The sequence below is a fragment of the Pseudomonas sp. MM211 genome, from assembly GCF_020386635.1.
Taxonomy (GTDB): domain Bacteria; phylum Pseudomonadota; class Gammaproteobacteria; order Pseudomonadales; family Pseudomonadaceae; genus Aquipseudomonas.
On record NZ_CP081942.1, the window covers coordinates 2346766 to 2365435 of the forward strand.

Annotated in this window: 16 protein-coding genes; 12 read left to right on the forward strand and 4 right to left on the reverse strand. The window is 62.3% G+C overall.

From position 1 onward, the window contains the following. The first annotated feature begins 2 nt into the window (after positions 1-2). The 6 genes from K5Q02_RS10740 to K5Q02_RS10765 all read left to right on the forward strand — a co-directional run bounded on the left by K5Q02_RS10740 (position 3) and on the right by K5Q02_RS10765 (position 6816). Positions 3-518 (forward strand): chemotaxis protein CheW, encoded by a 516-nt coding sequence (locus K5Q02_RS10740; RefSeq protein WP_442963982.1) that lies wholly within the window; start codon positions 3-5, stop codon positions 516-518. Further along, on the forward strand, positions 515-1762 hold the full coding sequence (locus tag K5Q02_RS10745) for a CheR family methyltransferase (protein ID WP_225839063.1): 1248 nt from the start codon (positions 515-517) through the stop codon (positions 1760-1762). The genes K5Q02_RS10740 and K5Q02_RS10745 overlap by 4 nt, the downstream gene beginning before the upstream one ends. Beyond that, positions 1752-2432, forward strand: coding sequence for a chemotaxis protein CheW (locus tag K5Q02_RS10750; RefSeq protein WP_225839065.1), 681 nt, complete (start codon positions 1752-1754; stop codon positions 2430-2432). Before K5Q02_RS10745 ends, K5Q02_RS10750 begins: the two co-directional genes overlap by 11 nt. Then, positions 2429-4717: a hybrid sensor histidine kinase/response regulator gene (locus tag K5Q02_RS10755; RefSeq protein ID WP_225839067.1), complete on the forward strand. Its 2289-nt coding sequence runs from the start codon at positions 2429-2431 to the stop codon at positions 4715-4717. Before K5Q02_RS10750 ends, K5Q02_RS10755 begins: the two co-directional genes overlap by 4 nt. Beyond that, positions 4714-5718 (forward strand): chemotaxis response regulator protein-glutamate methylesterase, encoded by a 1005-nt coding sequence (locus K5Q02_RS10760; RefSeq protein WP_225839069.1) that lies wholly within the window; start codon positions 4714-4716, stop codon positions 5716-5718. The genes K5Q02_RS10755 and K5Q02_RS10760 overlap by 4 nt, the downstream gene beginning before the upstream one ends. A gap of 66 nt (positions 5719-5784) precedes the next feature. After that, positions 5785-6816, forward strand: a complete 1032-nt coding sequence (locus K5Q02_RS10765; protein WP_225839071.1) for a diguanylate cyclase — start codon at positions 5785-5787, stop codon at positions 6814-6816. A gap of 1 nt (position 6817) precedes the next feature. Here the strand turns inward: K5Q02_RS10765 and K5Q02_RS10770 are convergent, their stop codons facing one another. Further along, a complete protein-coding gene (locus tag K5Q02_RS10770; RefSeq protein WP_225839081.1) occupies positions 6818-8467 on the reverse strand; it encodes a GGDEF domain-containing protein in 1650 nt (549 codons plus the stop codon). A 163-nt stretch (positions 8468-8630) separates the two neighbouring features. Here K5Q02_RS10770 and prfB point away from each other — a divergent pair. The 5 genes from prfB to K5Q02_RS10795 all read left to right on the forward strand — a co-directional run bounded on the left by prfB (position 8631) and on the right by K5Q02_RS10795 (position 13730). Next, a protein-coding gene (gene prfB / locus K5Q02_RS10775) for a peptide chain release factor 2 (RefSeq protein ID WP_225839083.1) occupies positions 8631-9726 on the forward strand; the annotation gives its coding sequence in 2 pieces (ribosomal slippage) (positions 8631-8702 and positions 8704-9726; 1095 coding nt in all). Between the two features lie 60 nt (positions 9727-9786). Then, positions 9787-11289, forward strand: coding sequence for a lysine--tRNA ligase (gene lysS, locus K5Q02_RS10780; RefSeq protein ID WP_225839085.1), 1503 nt, complete (start codon positions 9787-9789; stop codon positions 11287-11289). A gap of 154 nt (positions 11290-11443) precedes the next feature. Continuing rightward, complete coding sequence (locus tag K5Q02_RS10785; protein WP_042551820.1) at positions 11444-11995, forward strand: hypothetical protein; 552 nt, start codon at positions 11444-11446, stop codon at positions 11993-11995. Between the two features lie 40 nt (positions 11996-12035). After that, on the forward strand, positions 12036-13331 hold the full coding sequence (locus K5Q02_RS10790; RefSeq protein WP_225839087.1) for a flavohemoglobin expression-modulating QEGLA motif protein: 1296 nt from the start codon (positions 12036-12038) through the stop codon (positions 13329-13331). 99 nt (positions 13332-13430) lie between these two features. After that, positions 13431-13730: a hypothetical protein gene (locus tag K5Q02_RS10795; RefSeq protein ID WP_225839089.1), complete on the forward strand. Its 300-nt coding sequence runs from the start codon at positions 13431-13433 to the stop codon at positions 13728-13730. Positions 13731-13830: 100 nt separating this feature from the next. Here K5Q02_RS10795 and K5Q02_RS10800 read toward each other — a convergent pair whose 3' ends face one another. From K5Q02_RS10800 to K5Q02_RS10810, 3 genes are all read right to left on the reverse strand, one after another. After that, positions 13831-14616 carry an OmpA family protein gene (locus tag K5Q02_RS10800; RefSeq protein ID WP_225839092.1) on the reverse strand — a complete coding sequence of 262 codons (786 nt, stop codon included), beginning with the start codon at positions 14614-14616 and terminating at the stop codon, positions 13831-13833. Positions 14617-14659: 43 nt separating this feature from the next. Then, positions 14660-15094, reverse strand: a complete 435-nt coding sequence (locus K5Q02_RS10805) for a DUF4398 domain-containing protein (protein ID WP_225839094.1) — start codon at positions 15092-15094, stop codon at positions 14660-14662. A 253-nt stretch (positions 15095-15347) separates the two neighbouring features. Continuing rightward, positions 15348-15692, reverse strand: coding sequence for a pilin assembly protein (locus K5Q02_RS10810; protein ID WP_225839096.1), 345 nt, complete (start codon positions 15690-15692; stop codon positions 15348-15350). Between the two features lie 180 nt (positions 15693-15872). Between K5Q02_RS10810 and ppc the strand changes: the two genes are divergently transcribed. Further along, the gene (ppc, locus tag K5Q02_RS10815) at positions 15873-18509 is read left to right on the forward strand and encodes a phosphoenolpyruvate carboxylase (protein WP_225839103.1); all 2637 of its coding nucleotides are present in this window, start codon (positions 15873-15875) and stop codon (positions 18507-18509) included. The last annotated feature ends 161 nt before the right edge of the window (positions 18510-18670 follow it).

Here is an 18670-nt window from a genome sequence, read left to right on the forward strand (position 1 = left end):
CGGTGAGCGAAGCGGGCAGGTCATCGCCGGGGCGGCGTAGCCCTGGTCAGCTGTTCCTGTTGTTCAGCATGGGCACGGATCGCTACGCACTAGACGTTCGCGAGGTCGTCGAGGTGATGCCGCTGCGCAGCTTCAAGCAGATTCCGGCTGCGCCCGATTGGGTCGCCGGGCTGTTCGCCTATCGCGGCAAGCCGGTGCCGGTGCTCGACCTGTCTTTCCAGGCGCTCGGTCAGCCAGCCACTGTTCGCACCAGCACGCGCCTGGTGATCGTCAACTACCAACCGCAGGCGAGCCAGCCTGCGCGCATGCTGGGGCTGATTCTGGAACAGGCCAGCGATACCTTGCGCAGCCCCGCCGAGGCGTTCGTCGACTCCGGAGTGAGCTTGCCCAACGCTCGCTACCTGGGGCCGGTGCTCAAGGCCGAACACGGTCTGGTGCAATGGGTTCGCGTGGCCGATCTGCTCGATGAGCCGGTGCGAGAGCTGCTGTTCGCGGCAACCCTGGAGGCCAGCGCATGAGCGGCCGTTTCGAGCGCCTGTTGCATGGCCTGATCGGTCTCGATGCCGAGTCGGTCGGCCAGGTGGTAATCGAACGTGCGGTTCGCCAGCGGGTTGCCGCCCTGGGCTGTGCCGACGAAGAGGCCTATTGGCTGCAACTGCAGGCCTCCGCCATCGAGCAGCAAGCACTGGTCGAAGCCGTGGTGGTGCCAGAGACCTGGTTCTTTCGCTACCCGGAATCCTTCGTCGCGCTCGCGCAACTGGCCCGTGAGCGGGTCTCGCAGATCATGGGTGTTCGCCCACTGCGCATACTCAGCCTGCCCTGTTCGAGTGGCGAAGAGCCGTATTCCATTGCCATGGCGCTGCTCGATGCCGGGCTGCCGGGCGACACGTTTCGCATCGACGCCATGGACATCAGCGAGCTGATACTGGTTCGTGCACAGCGAGCGCTGTACGGGCGCAATTCATTCCGTGGCGACAACCTGAGCTTTCGTGATCGGCACTTCGTCGAGACCCCGGAAGGCTTTCAGCTCAAGGACGAGGTGCGCCGCAAGGTGCGTCTGCTCGCCGGCAACCTGTTGGCCCCCGGTCTGCTGGCCGGCGAAGCACCCTACGATTTCGTGTTCTGTCGCAACCTGCTGATCTACTTCGACCGCCCGACCCAGCAATCCGTGGCGGCCGTGCTGCAACGGCTGATGCGTGACGACGGTGCGCTGTTTATCGGGCCGGCCGAGGCCAGCCTGTTCAGCCAGGTCGGCATGCAGGCCTTGAACATCCCGCTGGCCTTCGTCTTTCGCCGAGCCAGCGACACTGCACCGCGTATTACCGCCACGGCGAGCTGGGCTCCGTCAGTAACCCCTGTACGGACTAAAGCCGTTGCCCCAGCCAGCCCCAGCAAGGTGCCAGTGCGCCGAATACCTGCCGCCGCTCCGCAACCAACTGTTGACGCCGTGGATGCTGCCTTGATCGAAATCGCCACGCTTGCCAACGCCGGGCGCAGTGACGAAGCCCGCGCGGCCTGCGAACGTTATCTCGCTGCTCATGGGCCAACGGCCCAGGCGTTCTACTGGCTGGGCCTGCTCAGTGATGTGGCCGGGCGCAGCAATGAGGCCCAGGACTATTACCGCAAAACCCTGTATCTGGCGCCCAAGCACGCCGAGGCCTTGGCTCACCTGTCGGCGCTGCTCGCGGCCCGTGGAGATCTGGCCGGCGCCAAGCGCCTGCAGCAGCGTGCCGGGCGTGGAGTGAGCCGCGATGACCGATAGTCTTCTGCCGTTGAGCGATATCGAACGGGCAGATATCGACGATTGCTGGAACCGCATTGGCGTGCAGGGCGACAAGTCCTGTGAGCGCCTGGTCCAACATATCCACTGCCGCAACTGCGAGGTTCACGCGTCCCTGGCTACTCGCCTGCTGGATCGGTTCGCTCTGCAGCGCAATGAGGATGAGCCTGAACATGAGTGGGCAGAAGAGGACAGCTGCGAGCGCCGCTCGATTCTGATTTTCCGCGTTGGCGAGGCCTGGTTGGCGCTGGCGAGCCGCGCATTGAGCGAAGTGGCGACGCGTACGGCGATCCACTCACTGCCGCACCAGCGCTCACTGGGGTTGATGGGGGTGACCAACGTGCGTGGCGCTCTGGTGGCCTGCGTTTCGTTGGCGGAAATGCTCGGGCTGGACAGCGCCGAGGTGGCTACCGAGCGCCGCGTGGTGCCGCGCATGCTGATCTTCAGCCTCGCGGATGGCCCGGTGGTCATGCCGGTCGACGAGGTCGAAGGCATCGAGGCCATTGCCGTCAGCCAAGTGGTCGAGGCAGGCAACGGCAGTGTGCCGATGGCACGGCGTTTCGCCTCCGGGGTTCTGCAGTGGAAAGGTCGCAGCGTGACTCTGCTCGATGAGCAGATATTGCAGCAAACCATCGCCAGGAGCCTTGGATGACGCCCGATCAGATGCGCGACGCTTCGCTGCTGGAGCTGTTCAAGCTCGAAGCCGAGGCCCAGACCCAGGTACTCAACAACGGTTTGCTGGTGCTCGAACGCGATCCGCGTCACGCGGATTCCCTCGAGGCCTGCATGCGTGCGGCCCATTCCCTCAAGGGCGCAGCGCGCATCGTCGGTCTCGACGCTGGGGTGAAAGTCGCCCATGTAATGGAGGATTGCCTGGTCGAGGCCCAGGAAGGGCGCTTGCTGCTGCAGTCCGAACATATCGATGCGCTGTTGCAGGGGGCCGACATTCTGTTGAGCCTGGGCTCACCATCAGTGGAGTCGAGCGGTGTGAGCGGCGAAGTCGACGCATTGGTCGAGCGCCTTGGCACGCTGGCGCGCGGCGGTTATGTGCCGAGCGCGCGCTCGGTGGTGCCGCCGCAGTTCGCGGCTACTCCAGAGCCGGAGCCCATTGTTCAGGTATCGCTGGAGCCGCCAGCCACGCTTACCAGGCAGACCAGACCCGAAAATAGCGAAGCATCGGGCGAGGGGCGTAGTCGCATCCTGCGAGTCAGTGCCGAGCGACTCGACCATCTGCTGGACATCTCCAGCAAGTCGCTGGTCGAGTTCCAGCGCATCAAGCCTCTCGGCGATGGCCTGCAGCGCCTCAAACGTCTGCAAACCGTAGCGCGCCGTGCTCTCGACGTAGCCCGTGAAGCGCTACCGGAAGGCAGCATCGATGCGCAGGCCGAAGCCATGCTGGTGGAAACCCGCCAGGCGCTCACCGAGTGCCAGCAGGTGCTGGCCCAGCACATGACCGATCTGGACGATTTCGGCTGGCAGGGCGGCCAGCGCGCCCAGTCTCTGTACGACGCCGCGCTGTCGTCGCGCATGCGGCCGTTCGCCGATGTGCTGGCCGGCCATGAGCGCATGCTGCGTGATCTGGCCCGGGCGCTCGGCAAGCAGGTACGGTTGGTGATCGAGGGCGAAAGCACTCAGGTCGACCGCGACGTGCTGGAACGTTTGGAAGCACCGCTGACGCATTTGCTGCGCAACGCTCTGGATCATGGCCTCGAGCTGCCCGAAGTGCGCCTGGCGCGCGGCAAAACCGCCGAAGGCCAGATACTGATTCGCGCCCGCCACCACGCTGGCATGCTGCTGCTGGAGCTCAGTGACGATGGTGGCGGCGTCGATCTGCACAAGCTGCGCAGTGCGGTGATCAGCCGTGGTTTCGCCACCGAGCAGACCGGCGAGCAACTCACCGAAGAGGAGCTGCTGGCCTTCCTGTTCCTGCCCGGTTTCAGCATGCGTGATCAGGTCACCGAGGTGTCCGGCCGCGGTGTTGGCCTGGATGCGGTTCAACACATGGTGCGGCAACTGCGCGGCGGCGTACGCATGCAGCAGCGCCAGGGACAGGGTTCGACCTTCCACCTGGAAGTGCCGCTGACCTTGTCGGTGGTGCGCAGCCTGGTCGTCGAGGTTGGTGGCGAAGCCTATGCCTTGCCGTTGGCCCATATCGAACGGATGACCCGCCTGCAGGCCGAGGACATCGTTCAGCTGGAAGGGCGTCAGCATTTCTGGAGCGAGGGGCAACATGTCGGTCTGATCGCGGCCAGCCAGATTCTTCAGCGCCCGGAAGGCAAGCCTAGCGACAACGGCATTCCGGTGGTGCTGATTCGCGACCGCGACAATTTGTTCGGGCTGGTGGTGGAGCGTTTCGTCGGTGAGCGCACGCTGGTGGTGATGCCGCTGGATCCACGGTTGGGCAAGGTGCAGGACGTGTCGGCAGGCGCGTTGCTGGACGACGGTACGCCGGTGCTGATTCTCGACGTCGAGGATATGCTGATGTCGGTAGCCAAACTGCTCGGCAGCGGTCGCCTGGAGCGGGTCGACCGCAGCGTTCGCCAGCTTGCCGGTGTGCAGCGCAAGCGTGTGCTGGTGGTCGACGATTCACTGACCGTGCGCGAGCTGGAGCGCAAGCTGCTGCTCGGACGGGGTTATGACGTGGCCGTGGCGGTCGACGGCATGGATGGCTGGAACGCCCTGCGCGCCGAGCACTTTGACCTGCTGATCACCGATATCGACATGCCGCGCATGGACGGTATCGAATTGGTCACCCTGGTGCGCCGCGACAGCCGTTTGCAGTCGCTGCCGGTGATGGTGGTGTCCTACAAGGATCGCGAAGAAGACCGCCGGCGTGGCCTGGATGCCGGAGCCGACTATTATCTTGCCAAGGCCAGTTTCCATGACGAGGCGTTGCTCGACGCCGTGGTCGATCTGGTTGGAGAGCCGCACGAATGAGGATAGGGATCGTCAACGATATGCCGCTGGCGGTGGAGGCCTTGCGCCGGGCTCTGGCTCTGGAACCGGAGCATCGTATCGCCTGGATCGCGGGCAACGGCGCTGAGGCGCTGCAGCACTGCGAAGTCGATCTGCCGGATCTATTACTGATGGATCTGCTGATGCCGGTCATGGACGGTGTCGAGGCCACTCGGCGAATCATGGCGCAGAGTCCCTGCGCGATCCTGATCGTCTCGGTGGATATCGAACAGCACGTCAACCGCGTGTTTGAAGCCATGGGCTACGGCGCCTTGGACGCGGTCAATACGCCCTCGCTGAGTGGTGATAGAGCAGCGGATGCAGCTACCTTGTTGCGCAAGATCCAGAACATTGGCTGGCTGATCGGCCAGAACACCATCCGTAAGCGCAGTGTTCCAGCGCAGATGCCAGGCAGGTCTGCGGCCCGTCGGCTGGTAGCCATCGGTGCCTCGGCAGGTGGCCCGGCAGCGTTGGCGTTGCTGCTCAAACAGCTACCAGGCGACTTCAGCGCTGCGGTGATGCTGGTGCAGCATGTCGATGAAGTGTTCGCTGCCGGCATGGCCGACTGGCTGGCCAGTGAGTCGGCCATGCCGGTGCGCCTGGCCCGCGATGGCGAGCAGCCGCAGCCAGGCGTGGTGCTGTTGGCGGGTACCAACAACCATATGCGTCTGCAGCGCAATGGCGAACTGACCTATACCGAAGAGCCGCGCAGCCACGTTTATCGGCCCTCCATAGACGTGTTCTTCGACAGCGTGGTCGAGCACTGGACGGGTGAAGCCATTGGCGTCTTGCTCACCGGCATGGGCCGGGATGGCGCGCTGGGCCTGAAGAACATGCGCGCTCGAGGGTTTCTCACCATCGCCCAGAACCAGGCCAGTTGCGCCGTGTATGGCATGCCCAAGGCTGCTGCGGAGCTCGATGCCGCGAAGGAAATACTCGCGCTGGAGCGCATTGCGCCCCGCATCGTTGAGCTATTTGGCTGATAGATTTACCCTGCGTTTAAATTTTTAGAGACTCGCCTTCGATCTGGGTGGGGTCTGGAGACCAACATGCAATCCCCCTCTCACTCTACGGAAGAACTCGGCTCACCCAAGGAAGGTGCGGTCATGGTGCTGCTGGTCGACGATCAGGCGATGATCGGCGAGGCGGTGCGCCGTGAACTGCTGGGGGAGGAGGGTATCGACTTTCATTATTGCGCCGACCCCACTCAGGCAGTCGCTGTGGCCGAACAGTTGCGCCCGACGGTGATCCTGCAAGATCTGGTGATGCCCGGCGTCGATGGCCTGACCCTGCTGGGCGCCTACCGGGCGCGGCCCTCTCTGCGTGATGTGCCGATCATCGTGCTGTCGACCAAGGACGATGCGACCGTCAAGAGCACCGCTTTCGCATCGGGTGCCAATGATTATCTGGTCAAGCTGCCGGACACCATCGAACTGGTGGCGCGCATTCGCTACCACTCGCGCTCCTACACCGCGCTGCAGCAGCGCGACGAAGCCTACCGCGCCCTGCGTGAAAGCCAGCAGCAGCTACTGGAAACCAATCTGGTGTTGCAGCGCCTTATGAACTCCGATGGCCTGACTGGGCTGTCCAACCGCCGGCACTTCGACGAGTACCTGGAAATGGAGTGGCGCCGCGCCCTACGCGAGCAGACGCCGATGTCGTTGCTGATGATCGATGTCGACTTCTTCAAGAGCTTCAACGACAACTACGGCCATGTCGCCGGTGATGATGCCTTGCGCCGTGTTGCCGAGGCGCTGCGCAGCTGCTGCAGCCGCTCCACCGATATGCCGGCCCGCTACGGCGGTGAAGAGTTCGCCATGGTGCTGCCTAGCACGTCGGCGGGTGGTGCTAGATTGCTGGCCGAGAAGGTTCGTCGTGCGGTCACCGATCTGGGAATTGCCCACGACAAGCCTGAGCCGGGCTCGGTGTTGACCACCAGCCTGGGTGTCGCGACGCTGGTGCCACTTGCTGGCCAGACCTCTCTGCAGCTGGTCAGTCTGGCGGATCGCGGCCTTTACATGGCCAAGCAGGCGGGCCGCGATCAGGTCGGTCTGGTGAACGACACCAGCTCCCTGACTTGAATCACACAGGCGAGCTGTTCTGCGGCTCGCCATGAAACACCGCACGGCCTCGGCCGTTCTGTTTGGCTCTGTACAGGGCCTGGTCAGCCAGTTCCACGACCTGCTCCAGATCGGCATCATCCTGCGGCCATAGTGCGCCACCGATGCTACAGCCGACCCGCAGTTCGCGACCCTCCCATTCGATCACGGCGCCCAGCGTCTGAATCGCCCGCTCTGCCACTTGGCGGGCCTGCCCGGCCGCTTCATCGAGCGGTACCTGCAGGATCATCAGAAACTCGTCGCCGCCCAGGCGTACCACCAGATCCCCTGCACGCAGGCAGCCGCGCATGCGTGATGCCGATTCACGCAGCACCTGATCACCCACGGCATGGCCATGGCGATCGTTGACCGGCTTGAAACCGTCCAGATCCAGATACAGCACCGCCAGTCCGAATGTCGTGCCCTGGCTGCGCTGCTGAGCGTGCAGCAGGTACCTGGCCAGGGCCGCGCGGTTTGGCAGGCCGGTCAAAGGATCATGATGGACAAGGTTGTCCAAGGCACCGAGCTCGGCGTGCTGGTGCGTCAGGCTTTCCACCAGATGGCGGATGGAGTGGCTGAGCTGGGCGATTTCCCGCGGGCTGTCGACTTCCGGAATTACGGTGATCTCGCCATTGGCGAGGCGATCCGCAGCATTGGCGATGGTTCGTAGCGGCCGGGTGATGTACGCCGACAGCAGCCAGCCACAGGCTGCGAACAGCAGCGCCAGAACGCTGCCCCAGAGTACGATGGTGGTGTGGATCGCCCGTACCGGTGCGTCGGCCAGCGCCACGGCCTGACGGGCTACGACCATCCAGCCCAGGCCCTGATAGTCGAGGTAACCCTGGCTGAGCGCCAGGCCGGTCAGGTACTGGTCACCGTCTGGCCACTGCTGCACGGCCCAGTCGGTGTTTTTGCCCGGCAGATCCTGCATGGCGGGAAGGTGCAGGCGTTGGCCGATCATTTCCGTGGGGGCCAGCAGCAAGGTACGGTCGCGACCGACCACGAAGAACTCGATCTGCCGACGATCCTCGATGGGTTTGAGAATCGCCTGGCGTACCTCGTCTGCCCATGACCATGACAGGTGCGAGGCCAGCACGCCGACCAGACTGCCGTCCGGGGCGTATACCGGCAGGCTGATATCGACGAACTTCATCGCCTCGCCCGTCGGGTTGGGCAGCAGCTTGGCCAGCAGTACAGCCTCGTGTACGTCCCCTATGAACAGGCCCCTGCTGCCCTCCAGGAATACCGGGCGCTGAGCAACGCTGGCGCCTTCCAGAATACGGTTGCTGGAGGCCAGTACCGTGCCCTGGGGGTCGGTAAAACCGATCCAGGCGATGCTGGGGAATTCGCCTTGCAGGTGATCGAGCAGGCGGCGTACGTCATCGATGTCATCCGGCTGGCGCAGCACGCGCAGGCTACCGATGACCTGCAGCATGCTGGCGCGGCTCTGCATGTCGCGGTCGAGGCGGTCGATCATCATGTACGACGCTTCAGCCAGGTCGCGGCCCACGTCCTCGCGAATGCGCTGGGCGGAATCCTGGCTGATCAGACTGCCCAGCAGCCAGCTCAACAGGCTCACCAGCAGGGCGATCGACAGGGCGAGACGGCTACGCAGGCTTTGGGCACGAAACATGGTGCGCGATGATCCTTCAACGGCTGAGCGGGCAGCCTCTTAACTATAGATGGCCATTGGTCTGTCGCAGGTCGATTGATACAGCTCGGCATGCTGCCAGAGAACAGTGAGTCGAGTATACTCGTCGGCTTTTCCGAAGTTTTACCTGCGAGTGCCGACAGCCATGGAAATCAACCCGATCCTGAACAGCATCAAGGACCTGTCCGAGCGCACCCAGACTATTCGGGGGTATCTTTGACTACGATCACAAGCATGATCGTCTTGTTGAAGTAAACCGCGAACTCGAAGACCCGAACGTCTGGAACAAGCCGGAATACGCCCAGAACCTGGGCCGTGAGCGCGCCACGCTGGCGTTGATCGTCGACACTATCGACGACCTGACCGGCAGCCTGGCCGATTCGCGCGACCTGCTCGACATGGCCGTTGAAGAAGACGATCAGAGCGCGGCCGACGATGTCGCCAGCGAGATTGAGCGCCTGCGCGGCATCCTCGAAAAGCTGGAATTCCGCCGCATGTTCAGCCACGAGATGGATCCCAACAACGCCTACCTGGATATTCAGGCCGGCTCGGGTGGTACCGAGGCGCAGGACTGGGCCAACATCCTGCTGCGCATGTACCTGCGCTGGGCTGACAAGCGCGGTTTCAGTGCCGAGATCGTCGAGCTGTCCGAGGGTGAAGTCGCTGGCATCAAGGGCGCCACCGTACACATCAAGGGCGAGTACGCCTTTGGCTGGCTGCGCACCGAAATCGGCGTGCACCGCCTGGTACGCAAAAGCCCGTTCGACTCTGGCGCCCGTCGCCATACCTCGTTCTCGGCGGTATTCGTGTCGCCCGAGATCGACGACAAGGTCGAGATCGACATCAATCCGTCCGACCTGCGCATCGATACCTACCGCTCCTCCGGTGCCGGTGGTCAGCACGTCAACACCACCGACTCGGCGGTACGTATCACCCACGTGCCGACCAACACCGTGGTGGCGTGTCAGAACGAACGTTCCCAGCACGCCAACAAGGACACCGCCATGAAAATGCTGCGGGCCCGGTTGTACGAGCAGGAAATGCAGAAGCGCAACGCGGCTTCCCAGGCGCTGGAAGACACCAAGTCCGATATCGGCTGGGGTCATCAGATCCGCTCCTACGTGCTCGATGACTCGCGCATCAAGGACCTGCGTACTGGCGTCGAACGTAGCGACTGCCAGAAGGTTCTCGATGGCGACATCGACCAGTACCTCGAAGCCAGCTTGAAACAAGGCCTGTAATACCTTTTGGTTCCGCCCCAGTGGGGGCGGCGACTACCCCGTGATGGAATCCCGACGAACATGAGCGACCAACAACCCGACCAGCAGCAACTGCAACAGGAAGAGAACAAGCTGATTGCCCTGCGTAAGGAAAAGCTTGCTGCCATCCGTGAGCAGGGCAACGCCTTCCCCAACGACTTCCGTCGCGACAACCTCTGCGCCGATCTGCAGAAACAGTACGTCGACAAGACCAAGGAAGAGCTCGAAGCCGCTGCCATTCCGGTCAAGGTTGCCGGTCGCATCATGCTCAACCGTGGCTCCTTCATGGTCATCCAGGACATGAGCGGGCGCATCCAGGTCTACGTCAACCGCAAGACCCTGCCTGAAGAAACCCTGGCAGCGGTCAAATCGTGGGACATGGGCGACATCATCGCCGCTGTCGGCACCCTGGCCCGCAGCGGCAAGGGCGACCTGTACGTCGAGATGACCGACGTGCGTCTGCTGACCAAGTCGCTGCGTCCGCTGCCGGACAAGCACCACGGTCTGACCGACACCGAGCAGCGCTATCGCCAGCGCTACGTTGACCTGATCGTCAACGAGGAAGTGCGCGAAACCTTCCGCGTGCGTTCCCAGGTGATCGCCCACATCCGCCGTTTCCTCGCCGAGCGCAACTTCCTCGAAGTGGAAACACCAATGCTGCAGACCATTCCCGGCGGCGCGGCGGCCAAGCCGTTCGAAACCCACCACAATGCGCTGGACATGGGCATGTTCCTGCGCATCGCGCCTGAGCTGTACCTCAAGCGGCTTGTTGTTGGCGGGTTTGAGAAAGTCTTCGAGATCAACCGCAACTTCCGTAACGAAGGCGTTTCGACCCGGCATAACCCCGAGTTCACCATGCTCGAGTTCTACCAGGCCTATGCCGATTACGAAGACAACATGGACCTGACCGAGGAACTGTTCCGCGAGCTGGCCCAGAGCGTGCTGGGCACCACCGACGTGCCGTACGGCGACAAGGTGTTCCACTTCGGTGAGCCATTCGTGCGCCTCTCGGTATTCGACTCGATCCTCAAGTACAACCCGGACATCACCGCTGCCGATCTGCAGGATCTGGACAAGGCGCGCGCGATCGCCAAGAAAGCCGGCGCCAAGGTGCTCGGCTTCGAGGGACTGGGCAAACTGCAGGTGATGATTTTCGAAGAGCTGGTCGAGCACAAGCTCGAGCAGCCGCACTTCATTACCCGTTATCCGTTCGAAGTGTCGCCACTGGCCCGTCGCAGCGACGACGATCCGAGCGTCACCGATCGCTTCGAGCTGTTCATCGGTGGCCGCGAGATCGCCAACGCCTACTCCGAGTTGAACGACGCGCAAGATCAGGCCGAGCGCTTCCAGCAGCAGGTGGCCGACAAGGACGCCGGTGATGACGAAGCCATGCATTTCGACGCCGACTTCGTTCGCGCCCTCGAATACGGCATGCCGCCGACTGCCGGTGAGGGCATCGGCATCGACCGCCTGGTGATGTTGTTGACGGACTCCCCGTCGATTCGCGACGTCATCCTGTTCCCGCACATGCGTCCGGAACTCTAAGGGTTTACCAGAGCCGCCTTCGGGCGGCTTTTTATTACCTGTGATTCAGCGCCTATCCTGTTGATGGACAACTGGTTTGGATGCTTGACGTGCTGCGTCGAGGGAATGGACTATCAGCTCGTGGCGGCCCCACGATCGTTTCAAGGAGAGCATGATGAAAGCCTGGCGTGCACTGGTGGTGCTGTCGTTTCTATTGTTGAGCGGTTGCCTGGTGACCTTCAAGGAGCCGATCCCGGCCAACGAGGCGGCGCCGATTCCGCTGCTTGGCACCTGGTCGCGCACCGACGAGTGGGGCGAGCTGCGCTTTCTGGATATCAGCCGTTCGGGCTCCAATCTGTACAAGGCCGATGCCTACACCGACAGCATCGACAACGTCGCCAGCCTGCAGAGCTACAGCTTTACCGTCGCCCACCATGGCCGGCGCTGGTACCTGTCGGCGGGTGTGCCCAAGCGCATGGGCGCGAATTTCGCCATCGGCGGTTTCGAGCTGACCCACAACAATGAACTGGTGCTGTTCAACCTCGACGTCGAACGCATTCTCCAGGCCATCGACAACGGTGAGCTGAAGGGCAGCACCGTGGAGATGCCGCAGGGCGATGGCGTTCTGGTCTCCAGTGGCCTGGAACAGGTATTCGCCTACCTCAATGATCCGGCCAACTCCGATGTGTTTGTCGAGGTGGCGCGCTATCAGCGAACCGGGCCATGAGAGCCGGTTCGGCAATTCCAGCAACGCAAAGAGGATTCTCATGAACAGCCACACAGGGCTCGACGGTTACCAACTGGTCGTGCGCGCGCTGTCCGATCGTATCGTCGAGGCGCAGACGCCGATCCGTGTACTCGATGCGGTGAAATGGGACGACTCCATTCGCCAGACCTTTCTCAAGAACAAAGGCCGAGAGCTGCCAGCCATCGATCGTGGCTACTACGACAGCCGACCGCTGGCCTTCGACCCGGCCGCGAAGAAGCTGGAGTTCCAGAACATCGAGCGCGACATCACTCGCCAGCTCGGCCAGTTCAACCCGGTGGGGCAGATCATGCGGCGCATGTGCCGCGAGTACCGCATGGTCATCCGCATGCTGGAGGCCCGTGGTACCTCGGATTTCGGGCTGATTTCCCAGGAGCTGTACGGCGCGGCGTCCGACGCCTTCCATGCCGGTGACCCGACCCTGGCCGATCTGGGGCTGATGTTTTCCGGTTACCTGAACAACATCGACAGCCGTGGCGACTTGAAGGACGAGCCCAAGACGCTGAATGCCAAGGATGCCGTCGCGCTGCTGCAGAACCGGCTGAACCTGGTGTTCGGGGAGAGCGACAGCACCATTCGCGTGTTCGAGTCCGACGGCATTCTTGCCGATGCCGCCGCCGGCGCCGATTACATCAAGATCCGTAGCGACGCCATGTTCAACGAGCGCGACGTCAAGGCACTGGAAGTGCACGAGGGCCTGGTGCACGTGGCCACCACGCTCAATGGCCAGAACCAGCCGATCTGCACCTTCCTGGCCAAGGGGCCGCCCTCGTCGACGGTCACTCAGGAAGGCCTGGCGATCCTCATGGAAGTGATCGCCTTCGCCTCCTATCCCAGTCGCCTGCGCAAACTCACCAACCGCACTCGCGCTATTCACATGGCCGAGCAGGGTGCGGATTTCCTGCAGGTCTGTGATTTCTATCGCGAGCAGGGTTTCAGCCTGGAAGACAGTTACAGCAACGCCAGCCGCGCGTTCCGCGGTTCCGCCCCGAACGGTCTGCCCTTCACCAAGGATCTGTCCTACCTGAAGGGTTTCATCATGATCTACAACTACATCCAGCTCGCGGTGCGCAAAGGCAAGCTGGAACAGATACCTTTATTGTTCTGTGGCAAGACCACGCTCGAAGATATGCGTACGCTACGCCAGCTGGTCGATGAAGGCCTGGTGAGCCCGCCCAAGTACCTGCCGCAGCAGTTCCGTGACCTCAATTCGCTGTCGGCCTGGATGTGCTTCTCCAACTTCCTCAACCACCTGAGCCTGGATCGGATCGAAGCCGACTACGCCAATATTCTCTGATTGCGTGCTGGAGGGGGATTTGGCGGAGCAGCGCTTGGCCGATTCCCACTTCAACGTCCTGCCGCCAGCCTCGGCCGGGGCGCTTTTCGAGATGTGTGTATGAGTGAGCGCAACCCCATTCCCTTGATTCTCACTGCCATCGGCAGTATCGCCGGTACGGTCATGGTGCTCGGCTTTTACGGCTACCTGCACTTCGCCAAGCCGGAGGATGCCTTGCTGTTGTCCGAGTTCACCATGCTCAAGACCGTTCCTGGCGAGGATTACAAGGTGAGTCTGAAGCCGGCCGATCAGGTTGCCCAATGCATTGACGGCGTATTGGTGCTGTTCGACATGCAGCAGAAGGGGCTCAGCGGTGTGCTGGTGGATGACCGCAAACGGGCGGTGCGCTGTAACGAGTGAAGTGCCCAGAAACAACAAACCCCGCAAAAGCGGGGCTTGTTGAGTGGGCTTCTGAGTTCCCCCGAGGGGAACGCAGAGAGTCCCAGGCAGGCCGGGGCCTTTAGTTACTAACGGACGAGCGTGGAGCAACCGGCTTGTTGTCGTTGGAAATGGTCACTTCCACACGACGGTTCTGAGCGCGGCCGGCAGAGTCGGCGTTGCTGGCAACCGGGTATTCCTTGCCGTAGCCCTGGGCGACGATGCGCTCCGGACCTACGCCCTGACGTACCAGCGCGGCACGTACGGAATTAGCGCGACGCTCGGACAGACCCTGGTTGTAGTCAGCCGAACCGGTGCTGTCGGTGTAGCCTTCGACGATCACCTTGCGATCCGGGTTTTCCTGCAGGAACTCGGCAAGTTTGGCGATGTTGGCGAAACCACCTGGCTTGAGCTCGGCACGGTTCAGGTCGAACAGTACGTCACCGAAGGTGACCAGTGTGCCGCGTTCGGTCTGCTTGGCGTTGAGGCTGTTCTGCAGTTGCTTGATCTGCGCGTCACGGGCTTCCAGGCGGGCCTGAGCACGTTGGGCGCCAGTCTGTTCCAGGCTCGCCTCGGTGGTGCGCAGGGCGATGGTCTGGCGTGCGACTTCGATGCGCTGGTTGGCCAAGTAGGAGAGCTGGTCGACTTTTTTCTCGTCTTCCTTCTCACGGAAGGCGCGCTCGGCTTTCTCCAGCGCTTCACCGGCATCCTTGGTTTCCAGTGCTGCAACCTTCACCGCTTGCGGATCGGTCTGCAGCGTGGAGTAGCCGCTGCGCGCCTGCTCGAGGTTGACATTCGGTTGGGTGGAGCAGGCAGCGAGGCCAACGCTCAGAGCCAGCAGGGCTGGAATCATCACTTGTTTACGCATGGTCGTTCATCCTTTATTCAATTAGCGAAGTCTGACGAGGCCGTTACTGAGCCTGGGTCGGAGCTGGCTGAGCGCTGCGCAGACCTTCCTGACGCAGTTCCTCGATACCCTGTTGGGCATCTTTCAGCGCCTTGTCGGCCTTGGCCGCCTGGGTTTTACGCACAGCTACGCGTGCATCCCACTCGGCTTGTTCAGCCAGGCGCTTGGCTTCTTCGTAGTTTTTCTCGATGACTTCAAGCTCGGCTTGCTTCAGTTTGTCCTGAGCCGACTTGGTTTCGACCGCGGCGAATTCGGTACCGCCGGAGCTTACGGCTTCGTTGACGGCCGACTTGGTCACAGCCAGTTGCTCACTGGGCGGATTACCCGCGCAACCGACGAGCAGCAAGCTGCTGCCGATAGCCAGTGCCGCAACCTTCCAGCCGGCTAGTTGAGTACGAGCGTTTGGGGCAGTTTTAGTGGTCATGGTGTGCAACTCCATTGGTAAATTCCTGGCAAACAGTCGGTTCCCACGAGGGTCACCTGCCGTTCGGGCAACTCAAGCGCGATAGTCGCTGAGTAGGTTTTTCCCCGGCGACCAGCGGTCATCACGGCATAACCCTGTGAGTTGGCTGGTACAGGAAACGTTCAGCAAAAAAATGCAGACTGCCAGGATCGTGTCGTCAGAAAAATGCCGTAAGCCGCGCCGCCCGGTGTTTTGCCGGTAGCGCTACGCTAAACGCGTAACCTCGCCCTTAACGAGCTGGTTCGTCCTTCTGGTCACTGATTTCCTGCAGGTAATGGCGTGCCAACTCCAAAAAACGTGGGGTTGGGCCGACGTCCTCATAGACGGGATTACCTTCTTCATCGGTGGCGACCACGTGAGTGCCCTGCACGTAGGGCAGGCTGGCTTCGAGGTCTTCCAGCGCAGCTCCCAGTAATTCGGCGAGCAGCTCTTCCGGACGTCGTTTGGGATACATGTGGCTGAGCGCTGCCAGGCGTGCGGCCGACTCCACATCCAGGTGCACCTGATAAGGCGTGCTGACCAAGCGGCCGGTTGCGTTCTGTTCCCATTGCTGGACGAGTTCGCGAATCTTCATAGGTACCTCGAAGTGGGGCGGGTTCTCTGTTACTGACCTGAGCCCTCTGGCTGCGTTCCGACTGACGCACCTGCGCTGACGATTGCCGCCGTCGTTCTGCTGCTTTGGTCGCAGACCTGCTTGTCAGGCGCTGCGAGGCTGGGCACTCTGAAGGTTCATGCAGCGGCGGAGGGATATCGGATGACGCAAATCGACGCACGTCTACGCGAGGACGTTCACCAGCTTGGTGAGCTGCTTGGCACCACCATCCGTGAGCAGTACGGCGATGCTTTCCTCGACAAGATCGAGCGTATCCGCAAGGGTGCCAAAGCGGCGCGCCAGGGTTCGGCGGATGGCGCCCAGCAGCTCAGTGACACCCTTGACGAACTGAACGACGACGAACTGCTGCCAGTGGCTCGCGCATTCAACCAGTTCCTCAACCTGGCCAATATCGCTGAGCAGTACCACCGTGTACGTCGGCGTGAGGCGAACGAAGCGCAACCGTTCGAGAATCGTATATTCGATGAGCTGCTGCAGCGTCTGCGCGCAGGCGGCCATGACCGCGAAGCCTTGGCGCGCCAGGTGGGGCGGCTGGATATCGAACTGGTGCTCACTGCTCACCCGACCGAAGTCGCGCGGCGTACCCTGATCCAGAAATACGACGCCATTGCCGCGCAACTGGCTGAGCAGGATCACCGTGATCTCTCTGCTGCCGAGCGCGAAGCGATCTCCACACGCCTGCAGCGGCTGATCGCCGAGGCTTGGCACACCGAGGAGATTCGCCGCGTGCGTCCGACGCCAGTGGATGAGGCCAAGTGGGGTTTTGCGGTCATTGAAAACTCCTTGTGGTACGCCCTCCCGACTGTGCTGCGCAAAGCCGACCAAGCGCTGCACCGGGAAACCGGATTGCGCCTGCCATTGGAGGCGGCGCCAATTCGCTTTGCCTCGTGGATGGGCGGGGATCGTGACGGCAACCCCAACGTGACGGCCAAGGTGACCCGCGAAGTGCTGTTGCTGGCGCGCTGGATGGCTGCGGATCTGTACCTGCGCGACATCGACAACCTGGCCGCCGAGTTGTCCATGCAGCAGGCCAGTGCCGAATTGCATGCGCGCACTGGTGATAGTGCCGAGCCTTACCGCGCCTTACTCAAGCAGGTACGCGAGCGCTTGCGTGCGACACGCAGCTGGGCCCATGAATCGCTCGGCGGGCCGCTCAGCCCGCCGGCTGCCGTCTTGCATGACAACCGAGAGCTCTATGAGCCGCTGCACCTTTGCTACCGCTCGCTGCACGAATGCGGCATGGGCGTTATCGCCGATGGGCCGTTGCTCGACTTCTTGCGCCGGGTCAGCACCTTTGGTTTGTTTCTGGTACGCCTGGACGTGCGCCAGGACGCGACGCGCCACGCCGCTGCGCTCGGTGAAATAACCGATTACCTGGGCCTGGGGCGTTATCAGGAGTGGGATGAAGCGCAACGCCTGGAGTTTCTGCAGGCTGAGTTGGCCAGCCGCCGACCGCTGCTGCCCGCCGATTTCCGCCCTGCTGGCGAGACGGCCGAAGTGCTGGCGACCTGCCGTGAAGTGGCAGCCGCGCCTGCCGCGTCCCTCGGCTCCTACGTGATCTCCATGGCCGGTGCCGCGTCCGATGTGCTCGCCGTGCAACTGCTGCTCAAGGAAGCCGGGTTACGTCGGCCAATGCGCGTGGTGCCATTGTTCGAGACCCTGGCGGATCTGGATAACGCCGCAACCGCCATCGAGCAGTTGCTCGGCTTGCCGGGCTACCGCGCGAATTTGCACGGCCCGCAGGAAGTGATGATTGGCTACTCCGATTCCGCCAAGGATGCTGGCACCACGGCCGCTGCGTGGGCGCAGTACCGCGCTCAGGAGAGTTTGGTGGAGATCTGCCGCCAGCATCAGGTCGAATTGCTGCTGTTCCATGGCCGCGGTGGCACCGTGGGGCGCGGCGGCGGCCCTGCCCACGAGGCGATCCTGTCGCAGCCGCCGGGCTCGGTGAACGGGCGCTTCCGCACCACTGAGCAGGGCGAGATGATCCGTTTCAAGTTCGGCATGCCGGACATCGCCGAGCAAAACCTCAACCTCTATCTTGCTGCCGTGCTAGAGGCGACTTTACTGCCGCCTCCCGCGCCTGAGCCGGCCTGGCGCGCGCAAATGGATCGCCTTTCTGCCGATGGTGTGGCTGCCTACCGCAGTGTGGTGCGCGAGCATCCGCAGTTCGTCGAGTACTTTCGCCAGGCGACGCCGGAACAGGAGCTTGGCCGTCTGCCGTTGGGCAGCCGACCGGCCAAGCGGCGTGAGGGGGGAGTGGAAAGTCTGCGGGCGATTCCATGGATTTTCGCCTGGACGCAGACGCGCTTGATGTTGCCCGCGTGGCTGGGCTGGGAAGCCGCCTTGAGCGGCTCGCTGGAGCGTGGTGAAGGTGAGGTATTGCGAGATATGCGCGAGCACTGGCCATTTTTCCGTACGCGTATCGACATGTTGGAAATGGTCTTGGCCAAGGCTGACGAGTCTATCGCCAGGCTTTATGACGAACGTCTGGTTGATGCTGAATTGCATCCGTTGGGCGTGCATTTGCGCGACCTATTGTCGCAGGCGGGCGAGGTGGTTCTGGGCTTGACTGGGCAATCGCAGTTGCTTGTGCACAGCCCCGAAACCTTAGAGTTCATCACCGTGCGTAACGCTTACCTGGATCCGTTGCATCTGCTACAGGCTGAATTGCTGGCACGCTCTCGACAGCGTGAGCAGGAGGCGGGGAGCGCTCTGGAGCAGGCGTTGCTGGTCAGCGTAGCCGGTATCGCAGCGGGGTTACGCAATACAGGCTAAGGGTCTCGGGTGCGACACGGGCGTATTATTGCGATATGCAAAATATGCCGTTAATGGCAGCAAAAAGTCGTATAAGAGCGGCTCTTTGTTCAGATCGTGTCGGTTTGGACTTTGGTTGTATGGCGGCGAACCGAAAATATGCTGCAAGCTGCGTGATGTCG